This window comes from Pectobacterium carotovorum, assembly GCF_033898505.1.
Taxonomy (GTDB): domain Bacteria; phylum Pseudomonadota; class Gammaproteobacteria; order Enterobacterales; family Enterobacteriaceae; genus Pectobacterium; species Pectobacterium carotovorum_J.
Window position 1 is genome coordinate 2611052 of record NZ_JAXAFK010000001.1, and the last position, 22670, is coordinate 2633721.

At 52.6% G+C, this 22670-nt stretch carries 19 protein-coding genes; 6 read left to right on the forward strand and 13 right to left on the reverse strand.

Annotation, left to right across the window (positions count from 1 at the left end; translation table 11 throughout):
* Positions 1-462: 462 nt before the first annotated feature.
* On the forward strand, positions 463-1479 hold the full coding sequence (locus R9X49_RS11715; protein ID WP_205594268.1) for a ParA family protein: 1017 nt from the start codon (positions 463-465) through the stop codon (positions 1477-1479).
* A gap of 179 nt (positions 1480-1658) precedes the next feature.
* On the opposite strand, the gene guaA is transcribed toward R9X49_RS11715, so the two are convergent.
* A complete protein-coding gene (guaA, locus tag R9X49_RS11720) occupies positions 1659-3236 on the reverse strand; it encodes a glutamine-hydrolyzing GMP synthase (protein ID WP_319848504.1) in 1578 nt (525 codons plus the stop codon).
* 125 nt (positions 3237-3361) lie between these two features.
* On the reverse strand, positions 3362-4828 hold the full coding sequence (gene guaB / locus R9X49_RS11725; protein ID WP_015841181.1) for an IMP dehydrogenase: 1467 nt from the start codon (positions 4826-4828) through the stop codon (positions 3362-3364).
* 171 nt (positions 4829-4999) lie between these two features.
* Between guaB and xseA the strand changes: the two genes are divergently transcribed.
* The 3 genes from xseA to R9X49_RS11740 all read left to right on the forward strand — a co-directional run bounded on the left by xseA (position 5000) and on the right by R9X49_RS11740 (position 8007).
* Complete coding sequence (gene xseA / locus R9X49_RS11730; RefSeq protein WP_319848505.1) at positions 5000-6394, forward strand: exodeoxyribonuclease VII large subunit; 1395 nt, start codon at positions 5000-5002, stop codon at positions 6392-6394.
* Between the two features lie 228 nt (positions 6395-6622).
* Entirely contained in the window at positions 6623-7666 is a 1044-nt protein-coding gene (locus tag R9X49_RS11735) for a M4 family metallopeptidase (RefSeq protein ID WP_319848506.1), read from the forward strand.
* On the forward strand, positions 7663-8007 hold the full coding sequence (locus R9X49_RS11740; protein WP_319848507.1) for a protealysin inhibitor emfourin: 345 nt from the start codon (positions 7663-7665) through the stop codon (positions 8005-8007). Before R9X49_RS11735 ends, R9X49_RS11740 begins: the two co-directional genes overlap by 4 nt.
* Before the next feature lie 9 nt (positions 8008-8016).
* On the opposite strand, the gene R9X49_RS11745 is transcribed toward R9X49_RS11740, so the two are convergent.
* The 11 genes from R9X49_RS11745 to ndk form a co-directional block, all read right to left on the reverse strand.
* Positions 8017-8241, reverse strand: coding sequence for a zinc ribbon domain-containing protein (locus R9X49_RS11745; protein ID WP_319848508.1), 225 nt, complete (start codon positions 8239-8241; stop codon positions 8017-8019).
* Between the two features lie 44 nt (positions 8242-8285).
* Positions 8286-9245: an AEC family transporter gene (locus tag R9X49_RS11750; protein WP_319848509.1), complete on the reverse strand. Its 960-nt coding sequence runs from the start codon at positions 9243-9245 to the stop codon at positions 8286-8288.
* A gap of 92 nt (positions 9246-9337) precedes the next feature.
* Entirely contained in the window at positions 9338-10825 is a 1488-nt protein-coding gene (der, locus tag R9X49_RS11755; protein WP_319848510.1) for a ribosome biogenesis GTPase Der, read from the reverse strand.
* A 162-nt stretch (positions 10826-10987) separates the two neighbouring features.
* Positions 10988-12169: an outer membrane protein assembly factor BamB gene (bamB, locus tag R9X49_RS11760; RefSeq protein ID WP_225085404.1), complete on the reverse strand. Its 1182-nt coding sequence runs from the start codon at positions 12167-12169 to the stop codon at positions 10988-10990.
* A gap of 10 nt (positions 12170-12179) precedes the next feature.
* Positions 12180-12800 carry a YfgM family protein gene (locus R9X49_RS11765; RefSeq protein ID WP_263059732.1) on the reverse strand — a complete coding sequence of 207 codons (621 nt, stop codon included), beginning with the start codon at positions 12798-12800 and terminating at the stop codon, positions 12180-12182.
* Positions 12801-12813: 13 nt separating this feature from the next.
* Positions 12814-14088, reverse strand: coding sequence for a histidine--tRNA ligase (hisS, locus tag R9X49_RS11770; protein WP_319848511.1), 1275 nt, complete (start codon positions 14086-14088; stop codon positions 12814-12816).
* A 137-nt stretch (positions 14089-14225) separates the two neighbouring features.
* The gene (gene ispG / locus R9X49_RS11775; RefSeq protein WP_319848512.1) at positions 14226-15347 is read right to left on the reverse strand and encodes a flavodoxin-dependent (E)-4-hydroxy-3-methylbut-2-enyl-diphosphate synthase; all 1122 of its coding nucleotides are present in this window, start codon (positions 15345-15347) and stop codon (positions 14226-14228) included.
* 40 nt (positions 15348-15387) lie between these two features.
* Positions 15388-16395 carry a cytoskeleton protein RodZ gene (gene rodZ, locus R9X49_RS11780; RefSeq protein ID WP_319848513.1) on the reverse strand — a complete coding sequence of 336 codons (1008 nt, stop codon included), beginning with the start codon at positions 16393-16395 and terminating at the stop codon, positions 15388-15390.
* On the reverse strand, positions 16385-17182 hold the full coding sequence (gene pilW, locus R9X49_RS11785) for a type IV pilus biogenesis/stability protein PilW (protein ID WP_319848514.1): 798 nt from the start codon (positions 17180-17182) through the stop codon (positions 16385-16387). The genes rodZ and pilW overlap by 11 nt, the downstream gene beginning before the upstream one ends.
* 192 nt (positions 17183-17374) lie before the next feature.
* Positions 17375-18631: a bifunctional tRNA (adenosine(37)-C2)-methyltransferase TrmG/ribosomal RNA large subunit methyltransferase RlmN gene (locus tag R9X49_RS11790; RefSeq protein ID WP_319848515.1), complete on the reverse strand. Its 1257-nt coding sequence runs from the start codon at positions 18629-18631 to the stop codon at positions 17375-17377.
* A 241-nt stretch (positions 18632-18872) separates the two neighbouring features.
* Entirely contained in the window at positions 18873-19301 is a 429-nt protein-coding gene (gene ndk, locus R9X49_RS11795) for a nucleoside-diphosphate kinase (protein ID WP_319848516.1), read from the reverse strand.
* A 359-nt stretch (positions 19302-19660) separates the two neighbouring features.
* Here ndk and R9X49_RS11800 point away from each other — a divergent pair, with 359 nt between their 5' ends.
* Both R9X49_RS11800 and R9X49_RS11805 read left to right on the forward strand, forming a co-directional pair.
* Positions 19661-21241 (forward strand): PTS transporter subunit EIIC, encoded by a 1581-nt coding sequence (locus R9X49_RS11800; protein ID WP_319848517.1) that lies wholly within the window; start codon positions 19661-19663, stop codon positions 21239-21241.
* Positions 21242-21254: 13 nt separating this feature from the next.
* The gene (locus tag R9X49_RS11805) at positions 21255-22616 is read left to right on the forward strand and encodes a 6-phospho-alpha-glucosidase (RefSeq protein WP_319848518.1); all 1362 of its coding nucleotides are present in this window, start codon (positions 21255-21257) and stop codon (positions 22614-22616) included.
* Positions 22617-22670 lie beyond the last annotated feature (54 nt).

Below are 22670 nucleotides of genomic sequence, written 5' to 3' on the forward strand. Positions count from 1 at the left end.
TAAATCACCGTCTCATTTTAGGGGAAATACGGGCGAATTTAACGCTTAGGGCACATTATCTCGTGGCAGATTAGTATATTTCGTAATTTAAAACCATACGAATTACATCACAGAATCATATAAATTTAGTTATTTAAGGAGGATCTTTAATAGCTTATCGATGTTATATATTAACCCCTTAGCTCTAACTTTTACTTATTATAAAGAAACACTATACCACTATAAAATCCTATAATTTCATCTAAAAAGTTAACAGGGTAATATTTTCAATCTGAAATAATAACCCATGAATCATAAAAATATAATTTACATAAAAATCAGTTCACATAGAGTAAAGCAGAGGAAAAATGGATATAATAACCATAAATATATATATAAAGTTTTTTTCAAAAGATAATCAGTACCTATCATAAAAGTCAGAACCTAGTTATGCCCCCAAGCAAACAATACGGAGTAAACTCTATGAAATACGCATTCTGGAATAACAAAGGTGGGACAGGGAAAACAACACTAGCTTTCCAAACAATCTGTGAGATTGCTCTACAGAACCCTCAGTCGTCTATTCTCGTTATCGATTGCTGCCCGCAAGCAAACCTCTCTGAACTTTTCTTAGGTAGTTTACAAGGAAACGGAGGAAACAATCTTCTTCAACTTCAAAGCGGACAAATACGAAAAACAATTGGAGGATATTTTGAAAGAAGACTACCTACTCCATATACCCCTCCAGCAATAAACTCTGACGACTTTATATCCAAGCCCTCATCGTTCAACAGTTTAGTACCAAATAACATTGACCTTCTAGCTGGAGATCCTCTTTTGGAGCTGCAAGCCAATACAATGTACACAATGGCTAATGTTTCAAGTCCTGTAATCAATAACTGGAGTGCAGTAATTCAATGGCTCTCTGATTTTCTCGCTAGACTGTCTACTAATTACGAATATATATTCTTCGATCTAAACCCAAGCTTTGCTCTATATACTCAAATAGCATTGGCTGCAACTGATCGCCTCATCCTACCCGTTATGGCTGATGATTCATCTAGAAGAGCAATTCAAAATGCATTCTCATTGGTATATGGACTTCGCCTTCCATCTCCTATCTACGCTCAACATGCATTCTCTAACCAGTTATTAAATGCAGGTAGTAATATTCCTCAGACTCACTTAATTGTAAAAAATCGAATCACCCAGTATATGGGTCCAGCTTCAGGATATGCAGCGATACTTAATTCTATAGACAATGACGTTAGTAACCTTATAATCCAAAGCCCATCAAATTTCACATTCACAAACGTGTCAAACGGTTTCTGTGAAATACGCGATTTTCAGACATGTGGCGTAGTTGCTGCTGCATGCGGGATGCCTTTTTCAACTATGACGGCAAGACGCTATAACGTATTCTCTCAACGAATTCAGGTAAACAGGGAACAGCTTGATCTCGCACTAGATCATATTCAAAGAATTGTTACAAAACTCTGATTTAAGAATCAAACATTATGCCAATATTGAACTGCTAATTAAAATTAATGCTCCCTGTACAGAAAATTTCTCATTCTAAATCAAAAATCTAAGCTTAAATTTAGGTCATAAAAAAACACCAGCCTATTGGGAGGCTGGTGTTTTTAAGTATCGCTTAATAATCCAACGCTACTAACGTTTTATTCCCACTCAATCGTCGCAGGTGGCTTGCCCGATACGTCGTAAACGACGCGGGAGATGCCGTCGACTTCGTTGATGATGCGGTTGGAGACGCGGCCTAAGAAGTCGTATGGCAGGTGTGCCCAGTGCGCGGTCATAAAGTCGATGGTTTCTACCGCACGCAGCGAGACAACCCAATCGTATTTACGGCCATCGCCCATCACGCCCACGGAACGAACCGGCAGGAAGACGGTGAATGCCTGACTGACCTTGTTGTACAGGTCGGCTTTGTGCAGCTCTTCAATGAAGATCGCATCCGCACGACGCAGCAGGTCACAATATTCTTTCTTCACTTCACCCAGCACGCGCACGCCCAGACCTGGGCCTGGGAACGGATGGCGGTACAGCATGTTGTACGGCAGACCCAGTTCCAGACCGATCTTACGCACTTCGTCTTTGAACAGCTCTTTCAGCGGCTCAACCAGACCCAGCTTCATCTCTTTCGGCAGGCCACCCACGTTGTGGTGGGACTTGATGACGTGCGCTTTGCCCGTCGCAGAGGCCGCAGATTCGATGACGTCCGGGTAGATGGTGCCTTGCGCCAGCCATTTCACGTCAGTTTGCTTGCTGGCTTCTTCATCGAAGACTTCAACGAACACGCGACCGATGATTTTACGCTTGGCTTCTGGATCGTTTTCGCCAGCCAGCTCGCCCAGGAAGCGATCTTCCGCTGCCACGTGAACAATGTTCAGGCCGAAATGATCGCCGAACATTTCCAGCACCTGATCGGCTTCGTTCAGGCGCAGCAGGCCGTTATCGACAAACACGCAGGTCAGGCGGTCACCAATCGCGCGGTGCAGCAGCATCGCGGTCACAGAAGAATCCACGCCGCCAGACAGGCCCAGAATCACTTTGTCGTTGCCGACCTGCTCACGAATACGGGTCACCGCATCGTCGATAATCTTGGCTGGCGTCCACAGTGCTTCACACTGGCAGATGTCACGGACAAAACGCTCTAACATGCGCTGCCCCTGACGGGTGTGCGTCACTTCCGGGTGGAACTGCACGCCGTAAAAACGCTTCTCTTCATTCGCCATGATGGCAAACGGACAGGTATCCGTGCTGGCAACGGTGGTAAACCCTTCAGGGATTGCCGTCACTTTGTCGCCGTGGCTCATCCAGACATCCAGCAGCGGTGCACCTGCGGCGCTCAACGCATCCTGAATATCACGCACCAGCGCGCTCTCGGTCTTCACTTCTACCTGCGCATAACCAAACTCACGCTCGTTGGAACCTTCAACGTGGCCACCCAACTGCATCGCCATCGTCTGCATGCCGTAGCACACGCCTAATACCGGTACGCCAGCATTGAAAACGTATTCTGGCGCACGCGGGCTGCCAAACTCGGTGGTGCTTTCCGGGCCGCCGGACAGGATGATCCCGTTCGGATTAAACCCGCGAATCTGCGCTTCCGTGACATCCCATGCCCACAGTTCACAGTAAACGCCCAGTTCACGCACGCGACGTGCAACCAGCTGCGTGTACTGCGAGCCGAAATCCAGAATAAGAATGCGGTGTTGATGAATGTTTTGAGTCATGAGGAGCATGTTCCAAAAAGCAAAAGACAAAAGCGAAAGAAAAAAAGTAAACCCATCTGGCCGCTCGGCCTTACACAAAGGCAGAGCGGCGCAAAATAGTACAGGGTTTATCGCGTTAAATCACCTTATGAACCCATACGGTAGTTCGGTGACTCTTTAGTAATGGTAACGTCGTGAACGTGGCTTTCCTGAATGCCCGCGCCGCTGATGCGTACAAACTCAGCCTGCGTGCGGAGTGCGTCGATAGTCGCGCAACCGGTCAGCCCCATACAGGAGCGCAAACCGCCCATCTGCTGGTGAACGATCTCTTTCAGGCGGCCTTTATAAGCTACGCGGCCTTCGATACCTTCCGGCACCAGTTTGTCGGCTGCGTTATCGGTCTGGAAGTAACGGTCTGATGAGCCTTTGGACATCGCGCCCAGTGAACCCATACCGCGATAAGATTTGAATGAACGACCTTGATACAGTTCGATTTCACCCGGAGATTCTTCCGTACCCGCCAGCATAGAACCGACCATGACACAGGCCGCGCCTGCTGCAATGGCTTTAGCGATGTCGCCGGAGAAGCGGATACCGCCATCAGCGATGACCGGAATGCCCGTGCCTTCCAGCGCTTCAACCGCATCGGAAATCGCCGTAATTTGCGGTACACCTACGCCAGTCACGATACGCGTTGTACAGATAGAACCAGGGCCGATACCTACTTTCACCGCGCTAACGCCCGCTTCAACCAGCGCTTTCGCACCTGCGCCCGTCGCGACATTACCGCCGATGATTTCGAGGTTCGGGTATTTCGCACGCGTTTCACGAATACGCTGCAATACGCCTTCGGAATGGCCATGTGAGGAGTCGATCAGCAGAACGTCAACGCCCGCGGCAACCAGCGCATCAACGCGCTCTTCGTTACCCGCACCGGCGCCAACCGCTGCGCCAACGCGCAGGCGACCGTGCTCGTCTTTACAGGCGTTAGGCTTACGTTCTGCTTTCTGGAAATCTTTTACCGTGATCATGCCGATCAGGTGGAATTTGTCGTCAACGACCAGCGCTTTCTCGACGCGTTTTTCGTGCATCTTTTGCAGCACAACGTCACGCGCTTCGCCTTCTTTAACGGTGACCAGACGCTCTTTCGGCGTCATGAACGCGCTAACCGGTTTTTCCAAATCGGTCACAAAACGCACGTCACGACCGGTGATGATGCCCACCAGCTCGTTGTCTTTTGCCACGACAGGGTAACCGGCGAAGCCGTTGCGCTCGGTCAGCTCTTTCATTTCACGCAGCGTCGTTTCTGGCGTCACTGTTTGTGGATCAACCACCACGCCGCTTTCATGTTTTTTCACGCGGCTCACTTCTTCAGCCTGACGCTCAATTGACATATTTTTGTGAATAAAGCCCAGACCGCCTTCCTGCGCCAGCGCAATAGCCAGGCCGGATTCGGTAACGGTATCCATCGCTGCGGACAGCATAGGAATATTCAGGCGAATGTTTTTCGTCAACTGCGTGGACAGATCGGCAGTGTTAGGCAGAACGGTAGAATGAGCGGGAACCAGGAGGACGTCATCAAACGTCAGTGCTTCTTTAGCGATACGTAGCATGGGCAATATCTCACCAAGGTGGATGTAAGAATAGATAAAATATTGCCGTGGCATTATACAGAGCGTAATCGGTTGCCTCCAGCATTATTTTACTAAAATGCTTGATTACCTGTTTCAGGTAGGTAGTATCGATCAATTAAGTGACTGTTTTAAAATTTGATCTGGCTCACAATGTCTCAATTTCCCTCCTCTGCAATTTTTACCGTTAGCCGACTGAATCAGACGGTTAGACAACTGTTGGAAATGGAAATGGGCCAGATTTGGCTCTCCGGCGAAATCTCCAACCTTTCTCAGCCCTCATCCGGCCATTGGTATTTCACGCTGAAAGATGAACGTGCACAGGTGCGCTGCGCGATGTTTCGTACCAGCAACCGTAGGGTGACGTTCCGCCCGCAAAACGGTCAGCAGGTGCTGATTCGGGCGAGCATTACGCTGTATGAACCCCGTGGCGACTATCAGCTACTGGCGGAAAGCATGCAGCCCGCCGGCGACGGTCTGTTGCAGCAGCAGTTTGAACAGCTCAAGCAACGTCTCGCCGCCGAAGGGCTGTTCGACCAACAATTTAAGCAAGTGCTTCCCTCTCCTGCCAAACAGGTCGGTGTGATTACATCAGCCAGCGGTGCCGCCCTACACGATATCTTGCAGGTGTTACAGCGCCGCGATCCATCACTGCCGGTGATCGTGTATCCCACGTCAGTGCAAGGCGCAGAAGCACCGTTACAAATTGTCCGCGCCATCGAGTTGGCTAACCAGAGAGATGAGTGTGATGTGTTAATCGTCGGGCGCGGCGGCGGTTCGCTGGAAGATCTCTGGAGTTTTAATGACGAACGGGTCGCCCGCGCGATTTTCGCCAGCCGCATTCCTATCGTCAGCGCTGTGGGTCATGAAACCGATGTCACCATCGCCGATTTCGTCGGTGACCTGCGCGCGCCCACGCCATCCGCCGCTGCCGAGTTAGTGAGTCGTAACCAACTGGAGCTGTTACGCCAAATACAGTCCCAGCGTCAGCGTCTGGAAATGGCGATGGATTATTACCTTGCCCAGCGCAACCGGGACTTTACCCGTCTACACCACCGTTTGCAGCAGCAGCACCCGCAGTTGCGGCTGGCACGTCAGCAGGCACAGTTGGTCAAACTGCGCCAGCGGCTGGATGACGCCATGCAGCAGCAACTTCGACAGACCTCACGCCGAAGTGAACGCTTACAACAGCGTCTGATGCAACAACAGCCGCAGGCCCGCATTCACCGTGCACAGCAGCGTTTGCAGCAGTTGAGCTATCAGATGCAAAGCGCGGTGGAGCGCCAGTTAAATCAGAACAAACAAAAACTGGGCATCGCCTGTTCGCGACTGGAAGGTGTAAGCCCGCTGGCAACGCTGGCGCGCGGCTACAACGTCACCACCGCCCCGGACGGTAAAGTGCTGAAAAACGTCACGCAGATTACCCCCGGTGAAACGCTGAAAACCCGTTTGCAGGACGGCTGGATAGAAAGTCAGGTCACGACGCTAATGCCGAATCCAGATTCCGTGAAAAAGCAGCGAAAACCCTCATCCCGGACGCCAAAATAACGCGATCGGCATAAAATGCGTGAATGGGGATTTGTCCTAAAACGACGGCGATCCCCCATTCTTGCCCCCGGCATCTGAACTATACTCATTCCCAGTTCACTAATTCATATTAACCGTTTTCACCACACGGGTTCCGGCCTCTGCGCGGTGACGCGGATGGGATAAAAGACAGTGAGCTTTGTTGATCGTCTGTGTTACCCCTGATGAGCGTTTTCAAGGAGATGAGGTATGAAGTCCAGACCGATTTGTAGCGTGATTCCCCCTTATATTTTGCATCGCATTATTGCAAACGGCACAGACGAACAGCGCCACTGCGCGCAACAAACGCTGATGCACGTTCAGTCATTAATGGTCAGCCATAATCCACGCCCGGAACCCCATGAGAAATTACCCGCCGGACAGGCCAATCGCAGCATCCACGATGCCGAACAGCAGCAACAGTTACCCGGCAAGCTGGTGCGTGCGGAAGGCCAGCCCAGCAACGGTGACATCGCCGTCGATGAAGCCTACAGCTACCTGGGCGTGACCTATGATTTCTTCTGGAAGATTTTCCAACGCAACTCGCTGGACGCCGAGGGACTGTCGCTGACCGGCACGGTGCATTACGGTCAGGATTACCAGAACGCCTTCTGGAACGGGCAACAGATGGTATTCGGGGATGGCGACGGCAAAATCTTTAATCGCTTCACGATTGCGCTGGATGTGGTCGCGCATGAACTTGCTCACGGCATTACCGAACACGAAGCAGGACTGATTTATTTTCGTCAGTCCGGCGCGCTGAACGAATCACTTTCCGATGTCTTTGGTTCCATGGTCAAGCAGTACCATTTGGGGCAAACCGCTGAGCAGGCGGACTGGTTTATCGGTGCCGATCTGCTGGCAGACGGTATTCACGGGATGGGGCTGCGGTCGATGTCTCACCCAGGCACCGCATATGATGATGAACTGCTAGGAATCGATCCCCAGCCCTCTCATATGAGTGAATATGTGAACACGCGTGAAGACAACGGCGGCGTGCACCTGAACTCAGGCATTCCCAACCGGGCATTCTATCTGACGGCCATCGCGCTGGGCGGGCATTCCTGGGAAAAAGCCGGTCGCATCTGGTACGACACACTCTGCGATAAAACGCTGCCGCAAAATGCAGACTTCGAGATTTTCGCGCGCCATACCATTCAACATGCCGCTAAGCGTTTTAACCACACCGTTGCCGACATCGTCATGCAGTCGTGGGAAACCGTGGGCGTGGAGGTTCGTCAGGAGTTCCTATGAAGACGCTGCCAGCGCTCAACGACGATGCCATCATTGAGCTGGCGCGTGAGGGGGGATTCGCCTTTATCCCTAAGCTGGCGGGGCCGCGACGCTTCACGCTCGCCAGCGTACCGCCATCCGAACGGGAGCGGATTTGTAACGCTATCCGTAATGCCTTTCCTCAGGCTCGCAAACCCGGCGAACCAGATGGCCCGGGGCGTGGCGACCAGTTCTATTACCGCATCCACATCAGCTACCGTCACCCGCAACAGAACCAGTATGCCGATGTCATTTTGCTGATCCCCGAAGACCATGCACCACCAGAGCTGACCGAGCTGTGGCGCAACGGCGTACAGGAGTAACCAACAGGCTTAATCAGCAGGTAAATAGCTGAACACAACGCGCCGTTTGGAAATCATCCCGTGCTGCTGGCAGAAGTAATCTACCGCACCACAGGCTTTCAGCTCCTGAAGCAAGTGCTTACATTCAGGGCACGCAGCCTCACGCAGATAACGCTGTTGGCACTCTTCACATCGGAATGAACCATCAGGCTGCCACAGCATCACGTGGTGACAATCAGGACAATGTGCATCCATCTTTTCTCCTCCATTGTGCTATCAATAACAAGCGGTGCCAGACGTTAAATCACACCGAGTGAACGCAGCACATACAGCCCGAACGCAATCACAAAGAATGCCCCAACCGTCGTCAGCCCGATAATATTGGCCGCCAGCGTGGCGTTTCCGCCCATCGCCCGCGTCATTGCATAGCTACCAGCTGCGGTTGGCGTTGAGGAAAACAGAAAAATAATCCCCAGCTCAACACCGCGGAAACCAACAAGCCATCCCCCCAGCGTGAGTAGCCCCGGCACAACGAATATCTTCGCAACAGAAGACAGCACGGCAACATTCGACGAACGGAACATACTGCGCCACTCCAGACTGGCTCCGGCACAGAGTAGCGCCAGCGGCAGCGCCATAGAGGAAATAAAGCCACCCGTTTGTTTAATTACGCCAGGCATTGGCAGTTGGCTTTGTCCATAGGCCGCGCCAAGAAGCAGGCCAATAATCAGCGGATTGGTCACAATACCGCGCAGCAGTTGGCTTACCGGGATCTTCTGCTCAGGTGATTGCCGCTGCAAGCTGCGCGTCAGCGTAATGACAGACAGTGCGTTGAACATAATCACCGTCACCATCAGATACAGTGATCCAACAGCAATACCTTCATCACCGTAAGCACTCATCGCAAATGCCAACCCCATTACGCCAGTATTCGAACGGAATCCGCCTTGCACAAAAATGCCGCGTTCCTTCGGGTCCTTAACGACCTTCACCGCCGCGATTTCCAGCAGCAGGAATGTCGCCAGCGTACCTACCGTGCCATATACCACCAGCGGCCACTGTTCCGAAAACGATTGGTGATTACCTGCAACACTAAAAAACAGCAGACAGGGAAGAGAAAGATTGAATACAACCCGCATTGCCGTATCACAAAACGCATCATTCAGCAGATTGAGTTTGCGTAACACAATACCTATCAACAACATCAGCACATTGGGCATCGTGACGTTGAATGCAAAACTCCAGGTTTCCCAGGACATGACTTTCCTTGATGGTTATTTGTTTTGTTAACGACGCTTCGGTTCGTCTCTGACAAAACGGGGCGAATATCACTATTCGCCCCGTTAATAAATTACTTACCTTTTTTAATGTGTGACATCAAACGCTTACGCTTGCGTAGCTGGTTTGGCGTCAGCGTGTTGCGCTTGTCTGCAAAAGGGTTTTCCCCTTCTTTAAACTGAATACGAATCGGCGTGCCCATGACGTCCAGCGAACGACGATAGTAGTTCATCAGGTAGCGCTTGTAAGAATCCGGCAGGTCTTTCACCTGATTTCCGTGGATCACCACAATCGGCGGGTTATAACCACCGGCGTGCGCATATTTCAGCTTCACGCGACGACCGCGCACCAGCGGCGGCTGGTGATCGTCTGATGCCATTTGCATGATACGGGTCAACATCGCCGTGCTCACGCGACGAGTGGCGCATGCATAGGCTTCGGTTACGGACTCAAACAGGTTGCCCACGCCGCTGCCGTGTAGCGCGGAAATGAAGTGAATACGGGCAAAGTCGATAAAGCCGAGGCGTAAATCCAGCGTCTCTTTCACCTGCTCACGTACTTCCTGCGACAGGCCATCCCATTTGTTCACCACGATCACCAGTGAGCGCCCACTATTGAGGATAAAGCCCAGCAGCGAGAGATCCTGATCGGAAATACCTTCACGCGCGTCGATCACCAGCAGTACCACGTTGGCATCTTCAATCGCCTGCAACGTCTTGATGACGGAGAATTTTTCTACCGTTTCCGTCACTTTGCCGCGCTTACGCACCCCGGCGGTATCAATCAGAATGTACTCACGCTCGTCGCGCACCATCGGGATGTATATGCTGTCACGCGTCGTGCCTGGCATGTCGAACACCACCACGCGCTCTTCACCCAGAATACGGTTAGTCAGCGTGGACTTACCCACATTCGGACGTCCGACAATCGCCAGTTTGATCGGCAGATCTTCAGGATTGAAATCGTCTTCGGCTTCTTCTTCGCTGGCCTGCCCTTCCGCTTCTAACTCAGCCCAGTAAGCCGCATTCTCTTCTTCTTCGGTCAACTCGACCGGCTCTTCGATGCCATCCTGTACAAACGGCAGCAGAACCGTTTCCAGCAATGAAGTCACACCACGACCGTGAGACGCAGCGATAGGGTACACTTCACCCATTCCTAGCGAGTAGAAATCTGCCGTGACCATATCTGGGTCAAGGCCATCGGTTTTGTTAGCAACCAGCACCGTCGTTTTTTCGCGGCTACGCAAATGCTTGGCAATGCCTTCATCCGCAGGCATCAGCCCCGCGCGGGCATCCACCATGAACAGCACGATATCCGCTTCTTCAATCGCCACCAGCGATTGGCCCGCCATACGTGTTTCCACGCCATCTTCGGTACCGTCGATTCCACCGGTATCGACGATAATAAATTCATGCCCTTCCACTTCTGCACGACCATACTTGCGGTCACGAGTCAGCCCAGGGAAATCCGCCACCAATGCATCACGAGTGCGCGTTAAGCGGTTAAATAGCGTGGATTTCCCCACATTCGGGCGCCCGACCAGCGCGACGACAGGTATCATTGTTACAACCTCATTACTTATATTTCAATACGTTACAGCGAAATGCTCGCTGACGATAAAAAGACGAAACGGCCCCTGATAGTGTCAGGAGCCGTTGTGGTAACACATTCAAAAGTGGGAACGCATCTAAAAGCGCTGCGCTCCAAATCAATACGGAGTTACCTAGCGGGTGAACGCGTAGACATCACCGTTTTTCGCCTGAATCAGCAGCTTGTCGCTGGCAATCACAGGCTTACTCAGGAAGCCGGAGCTATCCACTTTTTGCTGCGCCACGAAGCGGCCATCCGCCGTATTCAGCCAGTGCAGATACCCTTCGGCATCGCCCACCACCAGATAGCCGTTATACAGCGCCGGTGCCGTTAAGTTACGGTGCAGCAGATCGCTTTGACGCCACAGGCTCACGCCACCGTTAGTGTTCAATGCAACAACGCGATCATCCTGATCGACCAGATAGATGCGGTCGCCGTCGATGATGAAATCATGCACTGAGCCTAGTTCACGTTTCCACAAAATCTGACCGGAACGCAGATCAAGCGCGGTCATGTTGCCATTGTAACCCAACGCGTAAACCACTTCGCCCGCGACAACTGGCGTCGTATCGACATCGTTCAGACGATCGATTTCGGTCGCGCCACTCGGCTGTGAAATACGCTGTTGCCAGATAAGCTGACCCTGATTGATCATCACGGCGTTTACACGACCGTTGTCACCACCCACAATCGCCGCACCAAATGCGGTTGTCGGGGCAGATTCACCACGCAGAGACAGCGTTGGCATATCCAGGTTGACGCTCCATTTAATAGCGCCATCCGCTTCATTCAATGCCTGCAACATACCGTTGCCGGTGTGAATCAGCACCACACCGTCGCTGACGACAGGGCGAGACAGCGCTTCGCCTGCCACTTTCGTCTGCCATACCGGCGTACCATCTTCTGCATTCAGCGCATAGACCTGCGCCTTTTCACTACCAACATAGACGTGGTTGCCAGAAACCGTTACGCCACCAGACAGCAGCGCCGGATTATTGCGGGAGAAGAAATTGGTCTTCTCAGACAGATCGGCGCGCCAAATCTCTTTACCGTCACTCAGATCCATCGCTTTCACGGTGCCACGACGATCGGCGGCAAAAACGCGGTTATCCTGCCATGCGGGATGAAGATTGGAGTAAAACTCGCCAATACCACTCCCAACCGAGCTGTTCCACACCTTGGTTGGCGTGAACTGGTTTTCCACCTGCGGCAGTGGAGACATAGTGACGACATCTTCTTCGCTGTTAAACAGCGAGCATCCGCTCAGCAGGGCAACAGAAACCAGTCCTACCAACAGTGTTTTACGCAATTGCATGGAATTCCTCTTAGCTGGACAGGTTATTCAGTTTCATGCGCAGTAACGCTTGCTGTGCCTGCGATGGATTGGAAGACAACCCTTTGTTGTAAGCATCACGCGCGGCCTGATTATCCCCTTTGCTCACCAGGATATCGCCACGCACTTCCGCAGCCTGTGATGCCCAGCCTTCCAGCTTGATGGCATCCAGTGTTTTCAGCGCGTCATCCGCTTTATTTTCCTGTAGCTGAACCCGCGCCAGACGCAGGTTCACTACCGCCAGCAGGTCGGCGTCTTTCGTCTGCGACTGCGCCTGTACCAATTGCTGTTCTGCTTTCGCAAAATCTTTCAGATCGACGTAATGACGAGCCAATTCCAGAGAAGCCAGCGCGCCATAGGCGTTTTTATTCTCAGCCGTAAACTTCTCGGTTGCCGCAATCGCGTCGGTTTTGCCTTCGGCCAGTTGCTCCGTCACCTGCTGATAGGATGCGGACGCCGCCATCACGCTATCATTTTGGTGGTTTTGCCAGAAACGCCAGCCAACCAGTGCGCCAACACCCAGCACAACACCGACAACTAACGCCTTTCCGTTCTCCGCGAGAAAACGACGTAGTGCATCAACCTGTTCATTCTCTGTGGTATAGACTTCCACGGTGTCTCTCTCCTCAATCCAGTAACGTTGCCAGCCGCGATGCGACGTCGGCCTGTGCCAATGTATCCTGCTCGCCATTGCTCAGGTTTTTAACCACAACCTGACCGGCCGCCACTTCATTTTCGCCTAATACCAATGCGACGCGGGCGCCCCATTTATCAGCGCGAGCGAACTGTTTCTTAAAGTTGCCACCGCCGTAGTTGGTCATCAGTTTCAACTGCGGCAGCGCGTCACGTAATTTCTCCGCTAGCTGCATTGCGGCAACCTGCGTTCCCGCACCGGAAGAAATCAGATAAGCATCTACGCCAGGCTGCGCGTTGAAATCCGGATTCACAGACTGCACCAGCAGCACAAGACGCTCCAGACCCATCGCAAAACCAACCGCTGGCGTCGCATGCCCGCCCAGTTGTTCCACCATACCATCATAACGCCCACCGGCACAGACCGTGCCCTGCGCGCCCAGACTGGTGGTGACCCATTCAAATACGGTGCGGTTATAGTAATCCAAACCACGAACCAGACGCGGATTAACGGTATATGGGATACCGGACTGCGTTAAAAGTTCACCTAACGCCTCAAAGTGTTCACGTGATTCGTCATCCAGATAGTCCGTCAGCACTGGCGCGTCGTTCAGCAGCACCTGAATCTGCGGATTTTTCGTATCCAGAACGCGCAACGGGTTGGTGTACATCCGGCGCAGACAGTCTTCATCCAGCTGATCTTTATGCTGTTCCAGGAACGCGACCAGCGCTTCGCGATAGCGCGCACGCGCGTCTAATGAACCGATCGAGTTCAATTCCAGCTTCACATGATCGGCAATGCCCAGTACCCGCCACCAGCGAGCCGTCATCAGGATGAGTTCGGCATCAATATCCGGCCCTTGCAGACCAAACACTTCACAGCCCAGTTGATGGAACTGGCGATAGCGCCCTTTCTGCGGACGCTCGTAGCGGAACATTGGGCCGACATACCACAGACGCTGTTCCTGATTATAGAGAATACCGTGCTCAATACCGGCACGGACGCAGCCTGCCGTCCCTTCCGGGCGCAGGGTCAGACTGTCGCCATTGCGATCGTCAAAGGTATACATCTCTTTTTCGACGACATCGGTCACTTCGCCGATAGCGCGCTTAAACAGCGGCGTTTGCTCGACAATCGGCAAACGAATTTCATTGTAGCCGTAGCTGCTGAGCACCTGTTTCAAGCTGTTTTCAATACGCTGCCACAATGCCGTTTCGGCTGGCAGGTAATCGTTCATGCCGCGAATGGCTTGAATATTTTTTGCCACGTCAGTTCTCTATGCGTTTTTCAAAAAATAAACCCGATTATAGAGGGATTGTCGTCGCATCTTCAATGCGGGGCATCCCCATCGGGTTCAGGAATCGTGAATTAGGCGGGTGACGGCATGCCGCCACGCCGTCAGGGTTATTTATCCACCAGATTGACGGTAATACGCTGATTTTCGTCCATCATGGAAGCTTTCGCGCGGATCTTGGCTTCTAACTGATCGATCATCTGTTCGTTATCGAAGCGCTCTCTCTGCCGCACGCCGTCTTCATAGAAGCCGCTCTTGTTGTGTCCGCCCGTGACACCAATGGTCGACACCAGCGCTTCACCGGGGCCATTCACCACGCAACCGATAATCGAGACGTCCATCGGCGTGATAATGTCTTCCAACCGTTGTTCCAGCGCATTCACCGTCCCGATCACGTCAAACTCTTGACGGGAACAGGTCGGGCAAGCAATGAAGTTAATTCCGCGTGAACGAATGCGCAGCGATTTCAGGATATCGAAGCCGACTTTCACTTCCTCAACCGGATCGGCCGCCAGCGAGATACGCAGCGTGTCGCCAATGCCTTCAGACAGCAGCAGTCCAAGCCCGATAGCCGATTTCACCGCACCGCTACGCGCGCCACCCGCTTCGGTGATACCGAGGTGCAGCGGCTGATCGATACGCGCCGCCAGCAGGCGATAGGATTGCACGGCAAGGAAAACATCTGAGGCTTTGACGCTGACTTTAAACTGATCGAAGTTCAGGCGATCGAGAATATCGACATGGCGCATCGCCGATTCCAGCAGCGCTTCCGGCGTTGGCTCGCCGTATTTTTCCTGCAAATCTTTTTCCAGCGAACCGCCGTTCACGCCAATACGGATCGGGATATTTTTGTCTCGAGCGCAATCGACAACCGAGCGGATACGCTCTTCGTTACCAATATTGCCGGGGTTGATACGCAGACAGTCAACGCCGTACTCCGCGACTTTCAGCGCGATACGGTAGTCAAAATGGATGTCGGCAACGAGCGGGACATTCACCTGCTGTTTAATAAGCTTAAAGGCTTCCGCCGCGTCCATCGTTGGCACGGAGACGCGGACAATATCCACCCCCACGCGCTCCAGCGCTCTGATTTGATTGACGGTTGCTTCAACGTCGGTGGTTCGGGTGTTGGTCATGGATTGCACCGCAATTGGCGCACCATCACCTACAGGCACCTTGCCGACGTAAATCCGTTTTGATTTTCGACGGGTTATGGGTGCAGCGTTATGCATTACTTCATCTCCAACATTGCAGTCTTACCTGAACAACACGTTATTCTGCGGTCAGCGTCAGGCGTGCAACCTGATTGCTGCGCACAAAGCGGCTTAAATCAACCGGCTTGCCTTGAAATTGAATCTGTACCGCAGCCGGTGCGCCAATTTTAAGTTTATAGGGTGACTGACCATCCAGATTCAGCGTGCCGCCATTACGCTGCATGCCGCTGAACAGTTTTTTGCCGCTGGCATCCGTAACTTCCAACCAGCAATCGGCCGTGAAAGTCATTACCAATGCATGGGCAGCAGAGACGGGATTGCTCTCCGCTACCGTACCCGTAGCGGGTGCGACTGCCCCAGCGCCTAACAGCGCATTACCCACAGCCTGAGACTGTGCGGCGTTCGCCTGCGAAGGCGATTGGCTAGAAGGTAGCGTTGACGGAGTCGTTGCGGAAGCAGAAGAAGAAGGCGCTGAAGGTGTCGCCGCGACAGTCGCAGACAGGTCGACTGGCGTAGAAGCCGGAGCCACAGCAGAATTCTGTGTCGCAGTCTCCTGCGGAGCGCTGTTGTCCATCAACGGGACGGGCTGCCCTTCCGTTTGCGCCTGCATCGAACTGGCATGATCGACCATGCTGTTGATTTCCGCCTGCTGAGCCTGATGGTTTTGCCACCACCATGCGCCCGTTAGCCCCAGAACAACCAGCACGACCAGCCAGGTGATTGTCATCAACCAGCCATCACGCTTTTTGCGGCTTTTTTTCAGCGAAAAACTCTGCATCGGCGAAACAGAGATCGTTTTAGGTATGGCCTGTTTATCCACGATGGGAAGCAGCTCATCTTCGGGTAAATGAACCAGCTTGGCATAAGAACGGATATAGCCGCGCAGAAAGGTCGGCGCTAAATCGGCAGGCGTCGTACCGTCTTCAATATCACGAACGGTGGAGATTTTAAGGCACAAACGCTCGGCAATAGTTTGCTGGGTAAATCCAAGACGTTCACGCGCCTCACGCAGACGTTCGCCGGGTAGTTTTGCTTCTGTTGTATCTTGGGTGGCTTCAGTATTCATTAGCTAAGAAGTGCTGGTACTGTTTAGATTGTGGAAAACTTCGCGCCAGCACGTTGCCATAACGTTCTTTATCGCCATCATGGCCCGCCAACGCGGCGAAACGAATCTGTAACCATAAGCTTTCGGCACTGGCCGGAAGAATATGCTGATAAACATCAAGCAGCAGCCGCGCTTGCTCATTTTTTCCGGCATCAAACTGTTTGTTTGCTTCCGCCAGCAAGGCACTGCCTTTCGTCGGGTCATATTTCAGCGCCCGACTTAATAAATTGCGCGCGTTTTCAGTCTGTCCGGCATGGAAAAAGCAGTATCCCGCATTTTCCAACGCATCAGCAACCTGACTGTAATCAGGAAGTTGTGCAGCCGCACTAAACTGTCGCTGCGCCGCTACATACTGCCCTAAACTACACAGAAACGCACCGTAATTATTCATGACGCTGCCATTTTCCGGCGCCATGTTCAACACATGCTGATAACGCTGTTCAGCAAGACGGTTTTCACCTATCCGCTGCTCGTAAAGCGCCATCCCCAATTGTGTTCGATAATCCTGCGGCGCAATCGCCACCGCCTTTTCAAGATTCTGCCGAGCCGAATCCAAATTGTTGTGCGCCAGATACGCCAACCCCAGTTGCAAGCGGGTTTGAGCAACCGCTGGATTTGTCGCTTCCTGAGGCGAATGCACACACCCCGTCAGCAAGAGCACCGCGAACAGGCCACTCAGCCAGTACGTTCCGCGTAATAACGCTATTCTCTGCGATAGAGACAATCCCTGTGATAGAACCTTTGTCATCCCTGTTCCCTCTCGTTGTCATCCTTGCCAGACATCCTTTTGTCAGAGAGGTTACCTGAATATGAGCAGAGTGGCAGTCAGATCGGGTAACAACGCGGCGCGCTTCGCAATTTGCTCGCGTTTGTCCTGCAAATTACCTCTGCAGCAGACAGCGGGTTAGCGCTTCCACGCTAACCCGCGCGCCATTCGATCTTAGACCGCTTTCACCGCGATAGGTTCGCCCGCCATTTTCTTCTTCAGAGTACGTTTGGTTCTGTCCACGACTTCACCAGCCAACTGGCCGCAGGCAGCATCAATGTCATCCCCACGGGTTTTACGCACGATCGTCGTGAAGCCATATTCCATCAGTACTTTGGAGAAACGGTCAACGCGGCTGTTTGAGCTGCGGCCATACGGCGCGCCTGGGAACGGGTTCCACGGAATCAGGTTGATCTTGCACGGCGTATCTTTCAGGCATTCAGCCAGTTGATGTGCGTGCTCGGTGCCGTCATTGATATGATCCAACATCACATACTCAACGGTAACACGACCCTGATTCGCATTGGATTTTTCCAGATAGCGACGAACCGCACTCAGGAACATCTCGATATTGTACTTTTTGTTGATCGGCATGATTTCGTTGCGGATGTCGTCGGTCGGCGCATGCAAAGAAATCGCCAGCGCGACATCAATCATATCGCCCAGTTTATCCAACGCAGGCACCACGCCAGACGTAGACAGCGTCACGCGACGCTTAGACAAACCAAAACCGAAGTCATCCAGCATGATTTCCATCGCTGGCACTACGTTAGTCAGGTTCAGCAGCGGTTCGCCCATGCCCATCATCACGACGTTGGTGATCGGTCGCTGGCCGGTGACTTTAAAGGCACCGATGATCTTCGCCGCACGCCACACCTGGCCGATAATTTCCGATACGCGCAGGTTACGGTTAAAGCCCTGCTGCGCCGTTGAGCAGAATTTGCACTCCAGCGCGCAGCCTACCTGAGACGATACGCACAGCGTGGCGCGATCTTCTTCGGGAATATAAACGGTTTCGACACGCTGACCGCCTACCAGAATCGCCCACTTAATCGTGCCGTCGGAAGAGCGCTGTTCGTCCACCACTTCAGGGGCGCGAATTTCAGCGATCTCCTGTAATTTGCTGCGGAAGACTTTATTAATATCCGTCATCTGGTTGAAGTCATCACAGCAGTAGTGATAAATCCATTTCATGACCTGATCGGCGCGGAACGGTTTCTCTCCCATCGACATGAAGAGGTCACGCATTTGCTGGCGGTTAAGATCCAACAGGTTGATTTTTTCCGCACTGGCTTTGACGGATTGAGAGGCATCAACAGACGCCGGAGAGAATTCGGACACAGTTTGCTCGGATACGGTAGTGTTAGGTGCGGTAGTGTTAGATGCCGTCGTTTCAGGCACGACGGTTTCAGACGCGATTTGCTTAGACATTGTCAATCCTGGCCTCGTTATTACACGTTATGGCGCTAAAAAGAAGGTTGAATTCGATGGTTATGACCAAAGAAACGCCCCGGATAAGTGCAGGCTCATCCGGGGCGCAGCATTGTACAAAGTTTAAAACAGGTAAGCTACCATCACCGCTTTTTTTCTGTGTCATTACTTCGACATTGCACACTGAAGCAACGAAAAAGAAGCAACATCACACGCGCTAACCTGTTTATCACACGCAAGATTACGCGCGCGGGCAGACTTCGTCTTCGCTGAAGAAATAAGCGATTTCACGCTGAGCGGATTCGATAGAGTCAGAACCGTGTACCGCGTTCGCCGTGAAGCTGTCTGCGTAATCGGCGCGCAGCGTGCCCGCCAGTGCGTTTGCCGGGTTCGTAGCACCCATGATGTCACGGTTACGTTGAACGGCGTTTTCACCTTCCAGCACCTGCACCATGATTGGGCCAGACATCATGAATTCGACCAGGCCATCAAAGAACGGCTTGCCTTTATGCTCAGCGTAGAAACCTTCCGCTTGCTCACGGCTCAGACGCAGCATTTTAGCCGCAACGATGGTAAAACCTGCGCTTTCAAAGCGTGCGTAAATCGAACCAATGGCATTCTTGGCAACCGCATTAGGTTTTACGATGGAGAAGGTACGTTCTATCGTCATATTGACCTCATTAACTAAACTGTCAGATTGCAGCCGGATTATAAGAATTGTATACCCGGCTAGTGAAAGTGGCGCAAATTATAGGTGCAGAGACCTTTGTTGCCTACCAAGGAAATAACATTTTATTAAAAAAATATTACCTCTCATTTTCTCTTCATTAACGATTACGCATCGCGCTTTTTCGTTTCCCACCGCCCCAGTGCTGAATGTAACAAATCATCGGCGATCACAGTTCTGAAGGTTACTTGTAACGTTATAGGTTATTTGTTTTTAAAACAATAAGATAACTGGAATTTCTTTATCATTCACTGCTAGCCTTGCTGCTGTACCCACCATAATGGCCAGTAAGAGGGCTGATAATGAAAAGAGCGGTCAATGCATTGCAAAATTTCGGCAAGTCCCTGTATGGGCCGGTGCTGATACTTCCGATTGTCGGGCTATTCATCGCATTTGGGAACGTGTTTGGTAACGGCAACTTAGCGGGCTATGTCCCTTTACTTAATCACCCTTTGATTCAGGATTTTGGTCAACTGGTTTCCAAATCTGCCGTGGCGATTCTGGCTAATTTGGCACTGGTCTTCGCCGTTGGGATCCCGATTGGATTGGCAAAACGCGATAAGGGCTATGCTGCGCTGATCGGTCTGGTGATGTTCATCATCTTCATTAACGCCATGAATATCACGCTGCAATTACAGGGAAAACTCGTGCCAGCCGCAGAGATGCGCGCCGCCGGGCAAGGCATGGTGCTGGGCGTTCAGGTGCTGGAAATGGGCGTTTTCGCCGGTATCCTGATCGGCGGATTCGCAGGCTATCTGTATAACCGCTATTCCAGTAAACAGTTTAACGGCGTCATGGCGATCTATTCCGGCCACTGCTTCGTCGCCATTCTGGTTATTCCGCTAGCGATTGCGCTGGGCTTTGCAATGAGCGCGCTGTGGCCGTTTGCTCAACATGGTATTACCTGGCTGGCCTTCGCTATTAAAGGTGCAGGCCCTGTTGGCATCGCAATTTATGGCTTTCTGGAGCGCGTGCTGATCCCCACCGGGCTGCATCATCTGGTCTATACCCCATTCCTGTACACCGAACTGGGCGGAACCGCAGAGGTATGCGGCAAGCTGTATCAGGGTGCACGCAACATCTATTTTGCTGAAATGGCCTGTCAGGACGTCAAACAGCTGAGTTCCACCGTGGTCTGGGATGCGCGCGGTATCAGTAAAATGTTTGGTCTGACGGCCGCCGCGCTGGCGATGTACGTGACAGCAAAACCAGAAAAACGGCTGGCCGCCAAAGCCATTCTGATTCCAGCCGCGTTTACCTCTTTCTTACTGGGCGTTACCGAACCGCTGGAGTTCTCCTTCCTGTTCGTCGCGCCGATGCTGTTTGCCGTCCATGCCGTACTGACCGGCATAGGGATGATGCTGTTCTCCATCATGGGCGTGCATGCGATTGGCGCCAACGGCGTCATCGACTTCCTGCTTTATAACCTGCCGCTGGGCATTGAAAAATCCAACTGGCCGATGTACATCGCGATTGGGCTGACGATGTCGGTGATTTACTTCTTCGTCTTCCGCTTCCTGATTCTGTATTTCGACATGCCAACACCCGGGCGTGAAACCGATGAGGAAGAGACGCGACTGTATTCGAAAACCGAGTATCAGGCCAAAACTGAGAGTCAGGTACAGACGCAGGATGCAGTGAAAAGCGATGCTCCGCCTATCGGCGCCACTATCATCGCCGGGCTGGGCGGTAAACCGAATATCGAGGTGGTGGATAACTGTTACACCCGCCTGCGGGTCACGCTGATCGACCCGAATCTGGTAGACGAACAACAGCTTAAGAACACCGGTGCGAAAGCCGTTATCCGGCAGGGTAACAACGTACAGGTGGTTTACGGACTTCACGTCAAAACGATACGCGAAGCAGTTGAAAATGCGCTTTAACAGGAGACTGACCATGACGAACCCCCCATTCATTCTGACCATTGCCGGCGGCGGCAGCACCTATACCCCAGGCATCGTAAAGAGTCTGATGGTACGTCTCGCGGATTTCCCGCTGGCAGAGATTCGTTTATATGACATCGACGGCCCGCGGCAGGACATCATCGCGCCGGTGGTGGAAAAGGTCATTCGCGACCACAGTGACAGCATCGTTTTTACCGTCACGACCGACCCGGAGATCGCATTTAGCGGCGCTCACTTTGTCTTTGCCCAGATGCGTGTCGGGCAGTACAAGATGCGTGAACAGGACGAGAAAATCCCGCTACGTCACGGCGTCGTCGGGCAGGAAACCTGCGGCCCCGGCGGACTGGCCTACGGCCTGCGTACCATTCTGCCGATGGCTGAACTGATCGATCTGGTTGAGCGCTATGCGCATCAAGAGGCGTGGATCGTCAATTACTCCAACCCCGCCGCCATTGTTGCCGAAGGCGTGCGCCGCTTACGTCCTAACGCCCGCGTGCTGAATATTTGCGACATGCCGGTTGCTGCAATGCGTAACATTGCAGCCGTGTTGGGTGTCGATCGTCACGACATCACGGTGGACTATTTCGGGCTGAACCACTTCGGCTGGTTTACCCGCGTGCTGGTCGATGGCGTCGATCGCATGCCGGAGCTGCGCGAACACATCGCCCGCTATGGCCTGTTGACCGCCGATGCCGCCGATACCGATCCGCAGCACGCCGATCCGTCGTGGGTGAAAACCTGGCGCAACATCAAACCCGTCATGGATCATTTCCCGGAGTTCGTGCCAAATCCGTATTTGCAGTACTACCTGATGCCGAATCAGATCGTGGAGCATCAGGATCCTGACTACACGCGTGCCAATGAAGTCATGGACGGGCGTGAGAAGAAGCTGTTTGCAGCCGCCGCCAGCTACAAGGAAACCGGCGTTCTGTCAGATGCGTTCCACGTTGGCGTGCACGGCTCGTTCATCGTTGATGTCGCCTGCTCGCTGGCGTTCGATCTGCGTCAGCGTCATCTGGTGATCGTCGAAAATAAAGGCGCTATCGCCAATCTGCCGTACGACGCGATGGTGGAGGTGCCCGCTTATATCACCGCGCAAGGGCCAGAGCCGGTGCGGATGGGGAATGTCCCACAGTTCCACCGTGCCTTGCTGGAACAGCAGTTGGCGTCCGAACAGCTGTTAGTGGAAGCCACGCTGGAAGGCAGCTACGAGAAGGCCTTGCAGGCGTTTACCTTGAACCGTACCGTGCCGACGATGCAGCACGCCAAAGCCATTCTGGATGAGATGATTGAAGCCAATCAGGATTACTGGCCGCAATTAAAACAAGCATATAGAGACGGTATCGCCCAATAATCCGCTACTTGTCGGATGAGGGAAAATCGCTGACAATGAATCTACCATTGCACA

Coding starts and splice junctions, on each gene's coding strand:
- ndk (WP_319848516.1), bottom strand. CDS start 19,301: ATGACGATAGAACGTACCTTCTCCATCGTAAAACCTAATGCGGTTGCC.
- bamB (WP_225085404.1), bottom strand. CDS start 12,169: ATGCAATTGCGTAAAACACTGTTGGTAGGACTGGTTTCTGTTGCCCTG.
- R9X49_RS11750 (WP_319848509.1), bottom strand. CDS start 9,245: ATGTCCTGGGAAACCTGGAGTTTTGCATTCAACGTCACGATGCCCAAT.
- R9X49_RS11735 (WP_319848506.1), top strand. CDS start 6,623: ATGAAGTCCAGACCGATTTGTAGCGTGATTCCCCCTTATATTTTGCAT.
- guaB (WP_015841181.1), bottom strand. CDS start 4,828: ATGCTACGTATCGCTAAAGAAGCACTGACGTTTGATGACGTCCTCCTG.
- guaA (WP_319848504.1), bottom strand. CDS start 3,236: ATGACTCAAAACATTCATCAACACCGCATTCTTATTCTGGATTTCGGC.
- xseA (WP_319848505.1), top strand. CDS start 5,000: ATGTCTCAATTTCCCTCCTCTGCAATTTTTACCGTTAGCCGACTGAAT.
- R9X49_RS11800 (WP_319848517.1), top strand. CDS start 19,661: ATGAAAAGAGCGGTCAATGCATTGCAAAATTTCGGCAAGTCCCTGTAT.
- R9X49_RS11790 (WP_319848515.1), bottom strand. CDS start 18,631: ATGTCTAAGCAAATCGCGTCTGAAACCGTCGTGCCTGAAACGACGGCA.
- der (WP_319848510.1), bottom strand. CDS start 10,825: ATGATACCTGTCGTCGCGCTGGTCGGGCGCCCGAATGTGGGGAAATCC.
- R9X49_RS11715 (WP_205594268.1), top strand. CDS start 463: ATGAAATACGCATTCTGGAATAACAAAGGTGGGACAGGGAAAACAACA.
- R9X49_RS11740 (WP_319848507.1), top strand. CDS start 7,663: ATGAAGACGCTGCCAGCGCTCAACGACGATGCCATCATTGAGCTGGCG.
- R9X49_RS11745 (WP_319848508.1), bottom strand. CDS start 8,241: ATGGATGCACATTGTCCTGATTGTCACCACGTGATGCTGTGGCAGCCT.
- pilW (WP_319848514.1), bottom strand. CDS start 17,182: ATGACAAAGGTTCTATCACAGGGATTGTCTCTATCGCAGAGAATAGCG.
- R9X49_RS11805 (WP_319848518.1), top strand. CDS start 21,255: ATGACGAACCCCCCATTCATTCTGACCATTGCCGGCGGCGGCAGCACC.
- rodZ (WP_319848513.1), bottom strand. CDS start 16,395: ATGAATACTGAAGCCACCCAAGATACAACAGAAGCAAAACTACCCGGC.
- ispG (WP_319848512.1), bottom strand. CDS start 15,347: ATGCATAACGCTGCACCCATAACCCGTCGAAAATCAAAACGGATTTAC.